The 11,449-nt window shown below is 55.1% G+C and carries 7 protein-coding genes; all 7 read right to left on the bottom strand.

From position 1 onward, the window contains the following. On the bottom strand, positions 1 to 3,147 hold a 3,147-nt coding region (gene recB / locus FDW95_RS06985), incomplete at its 3' end, for an exodeoxyribonuclease V subunit beta (RefSeq protein ID WP_249358941.1). Further along, positions 3,140 to 6,028 (bottom strand): pitrilysin, encoded by a 2,889-nt coding sequence (gene ptrA / locus FDW95_RS06980; RefSeq protein WP_115257577.1) that lies wholly within the window; start codon positions 6,026 to 6,028, stop codon positions 3,140 to 3,142. The genes ptrA and recB, both read right to left, overlap by 8 nt. 177 nt (positions 6,029 to 6,205) lie before the next feature. Further along, complete coding sequence (gene recC, locus FDW95_RS06975; protein WP_115257576.1) at positions 6,206 to 9,574, bottom strand: exodeoxyribonuclease V subunit gamma; 3,369 nt, start codon at positions 9,572 to 9,574, stop codon at positions 6,206 to 6,208. A 12-nt stretch (positions 9,575 to 9,586) separates the two neighbouring features. Next, the gene (locus tag FDW95_RS06970; protein ID WP_096755854.1) at positions 9,587 to 9,910 is read right to left on the bottom strand and encodes a prepilin-type N-terminal cleavage/methylation domain-containing protein; all 324 of its coding nucleotides are present in this window, start codon (positions 9,908 to 9,910) and stop codon (positions 9,587 to 9,589) included. Then, positions 9,895 to 10,302 carry a DUF2509 family protein gene (locus FDW95_RS06965; RefSeq protein WP_115257575.1) on the bottom strand — a complete coding sequence of 136 codons (408 nt, stop codon included), beginning with the start codon at positions 10,300 to 10,302 and terminating at the stop codon, positions 9,895 to 9,897. The genes FDW95_RS06970 and FDW95_RS06965 overlap by 16 nt, the downstream gene beginning before the upstream one ends. Continuing rightward, positions 10,299 to 10,862 carry a prepilin peptidase-dependent protein gene (locus FDW95_RS06960; protein ID WP_115257574.1) on the bottom strand — a complete coding sequence of 188 codons (564 nt, stop codon included), beginning with the start codon at positions 10,860 to 10,862 and terminating at the stop codon, positions 10,299 to 10,301. The genes FDW95_RS06965 and FDW95_RS06960 overlap by 4 nt, the downstream gene beginning before the upstream one ends. Then, a complete protein-coding gene (locus FDW95_RS06955; protein WP_115257573.1) occupies positions 10,853 to 11,323 on the bottom strand; it encodes a prepilin peptidase-dependent protein in 471 nt (156 codons plus the stop codon). Before FDW95_RS06955 ends, FDW95_RS06960 begins: the two co-directional genes overlap by 10 nt. Positions 11,324 to 11,449 lie beyond the last annotated feature (126 nt).

Genomic DNA, 11,449 nt, shown 5'->3' with positions numbered 1-11,449 from the left:
GCCCGCCGAGAGCGGGTCATACTGGCGGATCAACGCATCCAGTTGGCTGGCAATCAGCGGCTGCGAAATCGGCAGATAAAACTCCATCTCCACCTGTTTTTCATGCGCTGAAAGTGCGCTCAGACTCACGCCAGTTTCGTTGAGCGGCGCATGCAAAATGGCCTCCAGCCACGGGGTCAGAACCGGCGCCCAATGTGCGTCATACCCGCCAAGCGCGAGTTGTTCCTGCACCCAAAGCGGGTCCACCGGCTGGGTAAAATCAAGCGCTTCAAACAGGCTATGCAAAAATGTTCCCGGTGACGCCCCACGCGGGAACTGGTGCGGCGTGAGTCCGGATTCCACAATCGCTTCACCGACGCCCGCCGCATCAACGTCCAGCCGGGGGATCAGATCCTGCGCGATACCGTGCCCGCGCTGTTGCAGGCCGGAATAACTGGTAACGCGCCAGTTATCGCCTGGCAGGCGCGGCAGCGTCCGCGCGCTCAACGGCTCGCAGCTTTCTTCAGCAGAAAGCCAGCGTTCGGTGTCCGGTTCATCAGGGACCCGACAGGCAATATCGTCACTACAAAGCGCATCAATGGCGGCGCGCAGTCCGGCAGCGTCCATCGGCTCGCCTTTTTGCAACAGACGGCCCAGCGCGCTTTGATGCACATCGGTGTCACCTTTTTTATCTCCCCGGCGGCGTACCAGCGGCGCAACGCCAAGGCTGCAGTGCCATACCGAACGGGTCAGCGCGACGTAGAGCAGACGCAGGTCTTCCGCCAGACGTTCAACCTCAGCCAGCTCGATGCTCTCATCAGCCTGGCTGAGATCCAGCACCGCTTCAAACGAACGGCGATCGTGATAGAACGCCTGATCCTGCACGCGAAAATGAGTGATGAAAGGCAGCCAGACCAGCGGGTATTCCAGCCCTTTCGATTTGTGAATAGTGACGATTTTGACCAGGTGCTTATCGCTTTCCAGCCTGAGCTGCTGGCTGGATGCATTGCTGTCCGGCTCAAGAATATGCTGGGATAACCAGCGCACCAGCGCATGCTCGCTTTCCAACTGCGAACCGGCTTCCTGTAGCAGCTCGCTGATGTGTAAAATATCAGTCAGGCGACGCTCGCCTCCCGCCGTTGCCAGCAGGTTTTCCGCAATCTGACGCGCCGACATCAGCGCGCGAAGCATCGGCATCACGCCGCGCTTGTGCCAGAGCTGACGGTAGCCGTCAAACTCCTCGACTACCGCATCCCAGGCATGCTCATCATTATTGAGCGTTTCGATATCCTGCGCATTCAGCCCCATCATCGACGTTGCCAGTGCGCTACGCAGCGTATTTTCACGCTCCGGCGTCATCACCGCCTGCAATACCCACAGCAGTTCCTGCGCTTCGAGGGTTTCAAAGACGCTATCACGGTTGGAAAGATAGACCGACGGGATCGCCAGTTGCGTCAGCGCATCGCGGATGAGCGCTGCCTCCTGGCGACTGCGCACCAGCACGCTGATATCCGACGCGCGTACCGGTCGTGATGTTTTAGCGCTCGTCAGAAGCGCCTTGCCCGCGTGTCCGGCTTTCAGCCAGTCACGAATTTGCGTCGCACAAACCCGGGCCATGTAATTCTGATAGTCACCGACACCGCAACTTTCCCCGTCCATCAACCACATGTTGATCGCTGGCTGTGTTTCACCGTTCAGGACAAACCGCAACGACTGATTTTTTTCGGCGGATTTCACCGGACTAAAGGGGATTTCGCGGAACATAAAGGCGTCGGTCATCTGGCTAAACAGCGTATTCACACCATTAACCATGCCAGGCGCCGAGCGCCAGTTGGTGTCGAGCGTGTAGTGCGCGCTCACTTCGCTGCGCGCCTTCATATAGGTAAAAATATCCGCGCCGCGAAACGCGTAAATCGCCTGTTTCGGGTCGCCAATCAGCAGCAGGGCCGTATCCGGCTGATGCTGCCAGATACGGCGGAAAATGCGATATTGCTGCGGATCGGTGTCCTGGAATTCATCAATCATTGCCACCGGAAAACGGCTACGGATGGCTGTCGCCAGTGCGTCGCCGCTTTCACTGCGCAGCGCCGCATCGAGACGACTGAGCATATCGTCAAAACCCAGCTCACCGCGTCGACGTTTTTCTGCAGCCACCGTTTCGCGGATCTCCGCCAGTGCCCGTGTGATCACCAAGTCGCGAATAGTCAGCGGCTCAGCGAGCAGTTCATCAATGGCAACAAAAAGCGGATGCTGTGGCGTGATGCCGCCCGCTTTGGTACGTTCTTCCAGAAAACGCTGGGAGAATTTTTCCAGGGCATCCGGCAACTGATAACTTTGCGTTTCTTCCTGCGCCCAGGCGCTTATCTTCTCAATCCACTTACCCTGATTACCCCGGTTAAATTTACGTCTGTCGATCCCCGAGGCTTCCAGCAATCCGTCCAGCTCATCAACCGAATCGCACCATTGCTGCTTGATTTGGTTGATGCGTGCGAGGATTTTTTCGTGTCGGGATGCCAGCGTTTCATCTGCTGACGGCGGTGCTTTAATGACCGGCGCTTCCCCTTGCAAGTAGCGATCGATATCCCTCAACAGCGCCTGCGGCCCTTTCCACGTTTCAAAAACCACCTGCGCAATATCGCGAGACAGCGGGTAGCAATGCCGACGCCAAAAGTCCGCGCAGGCCTGATAACGCAGCAGTGATTCATCTTCAATCAGCTGTTGTTCAAACAACATGCCGGACTCAAAGGCATTGAGACTGAGCATGCGCTGACAAAAACCGTGGATGGTAAACACCGCCGCTTCATCCATCTGTCGTTCAGCCAGCAGCAGCCACTGCGCGGCCTGCTTTTTATCGGCAATTTCATCTAACAGACGGACGTACAGCGGGTTTTCGGTGGTTTCACGCAGGCAAGCAATGCGCAGTTCATGGATGTTGCTACGAATACGTCCACGCAGTTCTTCAGTGGCCGCCTCCGTAAAGGTGACCACTAATAGCTCTTCGACGGTCAGCGGACGGGGAAAGGCGGCAGAGCCGCCCAGTCCAAGCAGTAAACGTAAATACAGGGCGGCGATGGTAAAGGTTTTACCGGTGCCTGCGGAGGCTTCAATCAGACGCTCGCCCGTCAGGGGCAAGCGGAGAGGATCAAGGGACTCAGCGGCATCATTCATTCTTTTCACTCATCAGGGGTAAGGTTTGCTGCAACGCGCTGACGGTCTGCCACACTTTCCAGCCTTCCGGGTGCACATAGTCTGCTTTCCCGTTCTGACTGCCGGAAACCTGTGACAGTATCGCCATGCCTTGCGGCTCAACCACCGCCTGATGGAAGAAATCGGCAAGCTTTTGCGGCGTCAGCAGTTTAATCTGAGCCACGATTTTATCACGTGAATCGAAGCGCATATTACCCCGATCGAAATCTTTGCTTAACTGCGAAGCTTCTGCCCCTAACGTTTGCGGCGCCTGCAGCATTTGCGCAATGATAGCCTGCTGAATTTGCGCGAACTCATCGGCTTTCATCGCCCGCAGCTTCGCTTCCGCCGTGGGGAAAAATGCTTTGTAGCGGTCCCACAAATAAGACGGCTGCTTGTCACTGCTTTGCAGCAGGAAGCCCATCCCCCACTGACGGCCTACGCTCATCGGGAAGGCAAATACGGCATATCCCAACTGCTCTTCGGTACGCAGCTGATTGTAGAACCACGGCTGCACAATCTGTCCTAACATGGCGCTGTAGGCTGAGCTGGTGTATTCATCGTAGCCGGTGGGGACAAATACCGCCGCCAGCGCGGAGTCTGTACTGCTGCCCGCTTTTTCAAAGATAACGGACTGCTTTTTGTCCACCACCACATCTTTGTTACGACACCACTCCGAGCCGTTAGCACCCAGCTGTTTCTGGATGTCCCGCGCCATGGTCTTCGCCTGCGCCTCGCTCATATTACCAATCACGAGGAATTCAGGTCGCGCCCCGGCTTTTAACGTGTCACGGTAGGTCATCACCTCATTTAAGGTAATAGAAGGCAGCAACTTACGGCGCTCATCACGCGAGAAGTACGGCACCTGAGAAAGCATCTGTACCGGCATAATCGCCTGGTCGTAGGCTTTGCCTTTTTCCGCAGAGTCCATCATCTGCGCGTACCAGGATTTCGCCTGTTCCAGTTGTTCCTCCGTAGAGGTATAGCTGAAATAACCGCTCAGCAGCGCCTGAAAAAGCTGCGGTAAACGTTGCGTATAACCGTTAGCGTTGAGCATTAAACCGTTGTTGGCGTTGGTCGAGAAGCCAATACCGCCCACCGCAGCCTGATTACTCAACTGGTCAAGCGCAATGCCTGCCAGGTAATCGTTAAGCGCGAATAACACCTGGTTTTTGGCACTGTCCATCGCCTTCGGGTTACGCAGGATCACGCTGACGTCGGCCTTCGGCTCAGTGGCAAAATACTGGCTCGGCGCATAGACCACGCGTAAATCCGGCTCATCGACGATCAGATCCGGACGCGCATATTTTTTATCCGCTTTAATCAGCGTGAAATCGTCAGGAATATAGGGGTTTAACTCCGGCAAAGACAGCGCAATGCCCTGCGCTTTTTGCTGCCAGTCAGCGAATGTTTTATCGCTTATTTTATCGACCTGATAAGGCGCATCAACAAAGTATGCGGTTTTGTTGTGCGGCTCTTTCGGGCTGATGTACCAAATACGCGCGTTCTGCGGCGTCATCATCGCCAGACGCTGCTGCACGGCTTTCGCATCGTACTGGTCGGCAATATTTACCGCATCCAGCGTATGTTCTACCGGAACGCGGATCATGGTATCTGCCAGCCATTCCACATAGTCCATATCACGGGTGATGGACGGATAGCGGAAGTCGAGATCCAGCACGTGCGCCAGTTCGTCGAAATAACGTTTATCGACGCCTTTATCGCGTAACAGGTTGAGATAGCTAAAGATGGCCGCGACCACTTCATCGCGATTCGCCAGGCCTTTGTCGGTTAAGGTCGCGGAAATGGCTAATACACCGCTGTTACCGTTGACCACCGGGTCAGAGTCCGCACGGATGCCTTCCACTAATCCCTGCTTTTGCAGCCAGTCAGACAAGGTACCTGGGCTGCGGTTGCCAATCAGGTACGTCACCAGCTCATCGGTTTTACTGCGAAACTGTGCGCTATTGTTATCAATACGAAACTCAATGCGCAGCACTTTACGCGGCATCGCCGGGACATAGTGGATTATGATGCCCTTTTGCGCGTCGGTAACTACCGGGACGGTGATTTCCGGCTTTTCGATATTTTTGTTCGGCACCCGTCCGAAGGTATCAGCGGCTATCCGCGCCAGTTCTGGCAGCGGTTTATTGCTGTAAACTACCGCCTTCATCACGTTTGCCGAGTAGTACTTTTCATGAAACGTCTGTAAAGCCTGCAGCACCGGATTACCCGGCTTGTCGCTCAGCGTTTGCAGGTTACCGCCGGAGAAGCGCGAGCCCGGGTGCGCCGGGTTGATGGTCTCGGCACTCACCTGCGCCATACGCATACCGTCACGGGTACGCGCCAGCGTCAGCTCAGAGTTAACGGCATTACGCTCGCGATCGGCATATTTTTTATCCAGCAACGGTTCGGCAATGGCGTCCGCCAGACGATCCACCGCCCCGAGCAGCGCGTCGTTTTCAACTTCAAGATAGAAAGCCGTGCGATAAGGCGCCGTGCTGGCATTGTGGCTGCCGCCGTGCATTTTAAGGAATTCCGCTAAGCTATCCGGCTGCGGGTATTTTTTCGAGCCCATCAGGCACATGTGTTCGAGGTAATGCGCCAGCCCCTGATGATCGTCGGGATCTTCCAGAGACCCAACGGGCACCACCAGTGCGGAAAGGGATTTCACGGCCTGGGGATCGGATACCAGCAACACGACCATGCCGTTGTCCAGGCGCACGGCCTGATACTGGCGGGTGTCTTTATCGCTTTTACGGATGGTTTCAGCTAAGGGCTGCCAACCGGTATCTGCCTGACTTACGGGCGCCCAAAGGGCAACGAACAACAGTATTGCGCAAAACCAGGTGCTGCGGGGCATTCACAAACCTCATCATTAACGTATTCACCTGTTCACAGCAAACCACGCAGAAAGGCGGGGTCTGAACAGGGCAAGACTTTGTGCTGAACGAGTCAGCATCTTATGTGTAAGAATCAGTCCGTGACAGAAAGCGCATCATAGAGGAAGCCATCGAATTGCGCAATTTTTATACAATCATCATGACTGATTAAAGCGAAATAACGGTAACAAAAAGCGCTGAGACTGCGCCACAATGGCCTCTAGCGTATCCGGCTCCAGCTGACGCCACAGGCGTTGATACCAGATATCGTCACCCTCACCGCGTACCATCATGTTGCCTTCATAGGCCTGCAAAAACTTACTACGCGCTTTTTGCCGCGTGTCGTCATCCTCTAACATGGCATCATTTGCGGCGTCATAACAGGTTTTTATCCATGCCCCACCGCTTTCCGGTAGCACCAGTAACGGCGATGACATGCCCTCGCGATACCCGTCAACAAGCTGCGCCAAGTAGCGCATTGCCTGCTCGGCATCCAGTGGAGGAAAACGCCACTCTGCATCTTTACGCAGGAACAGCCGGCTCTCACCCGTTCCACCACTGGCACAATAGACAAGATGTTCCAGCCAAAGTTGCACGCCCTGAGAAACGCTTAACAAAGATGGGCGCCAGCGCAACAAACCGTCCTGCTGAACCTGCGGTAGCCACCCGGTGATTTGCACGCCGTTGCAGTTGAGATCGATCTCCATACTCTGACCCGGCTGGCGACAAGCGATAATACGCTCGGCCAGCGACTGCATTTCCTGGCGCTGGGCATCCCACAGGATTTCGCCAAATGCCCCGTAAGGCAGCGAGCCTGCCGCACGGAAGTGACGGAACAAACGCTCCGCATCATGCTCTTCAACCAGCGTGTTAAGCAGCTGCTGATTAAGCTGATAGCGGGTTAATCCTTCAAGGATAAAGGGTTCCGTCTCCGGTATATCACTCTCTTCAGAGCGGAAGTTCACCTGTAGCCGCATCTGGAAAAAAGCCCGCACCGGGTGTGCCCAAAATCTCTGCAGCGTCTCTAGTGTCAGGATTTCAGGCATGACATATGGCAGTGGTTGCACAAAATCAGTGTGTGCTTTGCCTGTCAGGCTCGCCGCGGGCAGCCACTCCCGGGCATAACTTTGCTGCTCTCCCGGCAGATAGTTTTGTGCGTCAAAAGGCATGCGGGTATGCAAACGGGTTATGTGCGCTTTTACCCGGGCCTCGCTTTCATCACAGGTGAGCGCTTCATCACCCGGCAAATAGTGGCTTTGCCCAATATAGTCCAGCAACTCTTGTACCAGCACCGACGGAAAGCGTTCGCTGTTATCCTGGATTGAACGACCAATGTAGCTGATGTAGAGCGTTTGCTGCGCCGAAATCAGGGCTTCCAGAAACAGATAGCGGTCATCATCGCGGCGGCTTCGGTCACCACGCATCGGCTTTTGGCTCATCAGATCAAAACCCAGAGGCGCAAGCTGGCGCGGATAAACGCCGTCGTTCATGCCCAGCAGACACACTACCTTGAAAGGAATCGATCGCATCGGCATCAGGGTACAGATATTGACCGGACCTGCGAGGAAACGCTGGCTAATGCGTTCCTGATCGAGCCGTTGTGCCAGCTCATCGCGTAACAGCGAAAGCGGCACGGCCTCGCCGTATTTAGCCCCCAGACCTTCAGCGATAATGGCCTGCCACTGATCTTTAATCAGCGTCATTGCTGCTTCGGTATCCACATCCGGTAGGAAGAAATCATTAAGCATGTCGTTGCAAACAGGCAACCACTCTTCCAGCGGACGTTCCTGCGCCAGACCCCGACGCCAGAGATTCAGTTTCATCAACAGCGAAGCCAGATGCCCCACCAGTTCGGCGATCAAACCGCTGGACTCATCATACGGCAGTACGGATTGCCACTCCCCCTGCGCACTTTCCATCGCATAGCCCAACAGCATGCGCGTCAAACCAAATTGCCAGGTGTGTTGGCCTGTCGGCGGCAGTGCCAGTTCACGCACGTTGTCATCGTCAATGCCCCAGCGAATGCCGGACTCATTCACCCATAAGCGGAGATAGCGCAGCCCTTCTTCGTTGATGTTGAAGCGCGCCGCCAGCACGGGAACATCCAGTAATGCCAGCACATCCTCGGAGACAAAGCGGCTGTCCGGCAGCGACAGCAGGCTAATAAACGCCTGTAAAACCGGATGGGACTGGCGCGCACGACGGTCAGAAATGGCATACGGTAAATAGCGATCGGCCGGCGCGCTGCCAAAAACAGCCTGAATAAAGGGGCTGTAGCTGTCGATATCCGCCACCATGACGATGATATCGCGCGGCGTCAGCGTTGGGTCCGCCGCCAGCATCGCCAGCAGGCGGTCATGAAGAATTTCCACCTCGCGCTGTGGGCTGTGGCAAACATGAAACGTTACGCTGGTGTCATTCGGCTCAAGTAAGCGCTTATTATCGCTGCGCGAATACTCCTCCAGATTAACGCCCGCCACGGCCCGGCTTTCCAGTTCAAGGATATCCGACTGAATGTTATGCAAAAGATTGTCAGGCGTGATATCCACAAACGCATCCAGCTCCTGGCTGTTTTCCAGTTCGGAAAGCAGGTAAATATAGTCCCGCCCCAGTTTGCCCCACGAGGCCAGAAGCGGGTTACTGACATCCTGTTCGCCGTCGCTGTTAAACAACTCTTCAGCATTCTGGCTATCACGAAACAGCGGCAGATGACGTTCTTCAAAGCTATGCCGACGCTGACGTGCCAGCAGCTTTGCCAGATACGCGGGGTCTTTAATATCACCCCAGTAGTAACGACATGGATTGGTAAACAGCAGATGAATTTCAATATGCTTCCCCAGCGCCTGCAGGGCCTGAAGATACACGGGCGGCAGTGCGGAAATGCCGCAAATAAAGACGCGAGCGGGCAGCCCCTGCGGACAGCTTGAGGCATTTTCCAGGGTCTGAATAAATCGCTGATATAAATTGGCGCGGTGCCAGCGCTCTTGCCCCAACTCTGCGGTGTATTCCACCAACGCTTTCCACAACGGTGCCTGCCAGGCCTGAGACTCCCCCAATCCTTCAACCTGTTTCCCCGACTCCCACTGCGTCAACCAGTCAGGGCGGTAGACTAAGTACTGGTCAAACAGGTCAGCGGCACGTGAGGAGAGCTGAAACAGCTTACGCTTGTCGGTATCGTCTGTCAGATACTGGCGCAGCAACGTGAACGCCTCGTCATCCAACAACTGCGGCAGCAGCGTCATCAGCTTCCAGCTCATACTCTGCTTGCTGAACGCACTTTCTTTTGGGATATCAGGCAGTACCCGCACAAACATATCCCAGATAAAACTCGCAGGTAGCGGGAAGTCAATATTGGCGGCAATGCCGAACTTCTGTGCCAGGGTCATTTGTAGCCATTGCGCCATGCCGGTACTTTGAACCAGGATCATTTCAGGTTCAAAGGGATCGATGAGCCGGTCGCGCTCAACGATATATTCCATTAACGCTTCCAGCACATCCAGACGATTGGAGTGGTAGACCCTTAACATAGCGGCTCCTGACTACTGACTGTTTGGGCAGTGCAGACGCGTCATTTGACCTTGCCTGCCCAAGGGTGAAGAAAGTTTGACGTTGATGCTGACACATCCCGCCCGCGTTGTCTGCATTCGGTTTACCTGCCAGTTTAACGGCGACGGAAATGCCGTCATTTGGGTTTGCATCCACGCATGACGCCACAGCTGCTGGTACTGACTTCTGATGAGGAAACTGTTCATTAATACCCTTTGATACCCCGACAATGCGGTCACAATCATGACCATAAGCACCATTGCCAGCATCACTTCTGGCAGGCTAAAACCGCGTTGCCGGTTCAGGGTAGCAGGCACAGTGCTGCCTCTCTTAGCGGGCAGAAATCGCTCCAGCCACGTGCGGAAAATACAATATTGCCATCGATAACCTCGCCCTGCCGCCATAGTGACATCCCTTCATAGTCGGTAATAAGCAACACGTTATCCTCGCCATACCATCGCAGACAAACGGCTACATTCGCGGTTGAATCACGCCGGCATTGCACGGCCGGTTGCCGTTGCCAGGACTGCATACGTCCCCATTCCATGGCGGATTGCACCACAGCCTGGTGCTGCAAAGCCTGACTTTCCGTAGCAACGCGCGAAGCAAAACTGGCTTCCTGTTGGCTAAGCCCCTGGAGCAGCAGACCGCCGAGCAGCAGAAGCAAAAGCACCATCGCCAGGGACGATACGCCGCGTTCCCGGTTCACAGGTTAAACCCCGTCACGCTATAGCGCGCTTCAATAACCTTTTGTGGCGCACTTTTGCTGGCTCCGCGCAGACGCAAGGTCAGGATGGGCGCAAATCCGCTGATGTTCTGGCGTTCAACCTGAAATGTCTCAATCAGAACAGCGCCAGGATCGGTCATTTTATCCCAGCCCTTTCCATCGCAGGATGTCGCACCACGCAAGGTTTCCAGCACCTGGTCTTGTAAACGAAAACCTATCTGGTCCGCGTCTTTAGCTGGGGTTGTCTCCCAAATGCCGTTACCGTTAGCGTCCCAACGCGCAATTACGCAATCACCGTGTCCCGATATCACCAGCCCTTCACCGCTACAGTTTCCGTGACAGTACCCTGCCCGCTGGAGATGTTTAGCCACCGTATAGGCTCGCTGCCAGAGTTCATCTTCAAGGGCTAACTGGCGCGTGTTGAGCAATATATCGTGCTGAAGCGCCGGTAAAAAGCGCGCAGCCCCCAGTAGCAAAACGCTGCTGATAGCCATTGCGATCAGCACCTCCAGCAATGAAAAACCGCGTTCGTTTACCGACATACATCTGCTTCATCACGCTCACAAAGCCGAATTCGCCCCCAGCTCGATATCACCACCCACCGTTCACCCGCGGCATTTTTTAGGCCAATATGTCCAGCCCATGCGGTGTTGCGCAGGCCAAAAAAGGCCAGCGATGGCGTGATGTCTGCCATCTCAACATCATCCCAGCGCGGGATTAACACCAACGTAGAAGCGGGCTTACAGGTATTTTGAGCCGCAGCAGAGCTGACCAGACACCATGACGTTCCCTCTCTGATAACGCCGATGACATGGTCACGGTTATGCCAGTTGGCATCCTCGCGCAGTTGCAGCAGGTAGTCCTGCACCTGAACGACGGTTTGCCACAATCGTTGCTGTTGCCGCCAGCGTTGCCAGCCATATAGCCCTGACGCGCTGAGCGTGATGATGATGAGCATTGCCACCAGCGTTTCAATTAGCGTATAGCCCTGTTGTTTTTTCATGCCGCCAGTATGGCGATAAGGAAAATAATCACGAGTGGGGAATTCGGGTTGTTCGGCGAGCTTCGGGGAATATTTGCTTCGTTTCAGCGCATTGCAAAATTTCAGGAATCAGCGTCGAAAAACTGA

It is taken from the genome of Citrobacter sp. wls718, assembly GCF_005280945.1.
In the GTDB taxonomy this organism is placed as follows: Bacteria; Pseudomonadota; Gammaproteobacteria; order Enterobacterales; family Enterobacteriaceae; genus Citrobacter; species Citrobacter gillenii.
The sequence above is the reverse complement of the archived record's forward strand: the minus strand, read 5'-3'. Positions and strand labels throughout refer to the sequence as shown.

Coding starts and splice junctions, on each gene's coding strand:
- FDW95_RS06960 (WP_115257574.1), bottom strand. CDS start 10,862: ATGTCGGTAAACGAACGCGGTTTTTCATTGCTGGAGGTGCTGATCGCA.
- ptrA (WP_115257577.1), bottom strand. CDS start 6,028: ATGCCCCGCAGCACCTGGTTTTGCGCAATACTGTTGTTCGTTGCCCTT.
- FDW95_RS06955 (WP_115257573.1), bottom strand. CDS start 11,323: ATGAAAAAACAACAGGGCTATACGCTAATTGAAACGCTGGTGGCAATG.
- recC (WP_115257576.1), bottom strand. CDS start 9,574: ATGTTAAGGGTCTACCACTCCAATCGTCTGGATGTGCTGGAAGCGTTA.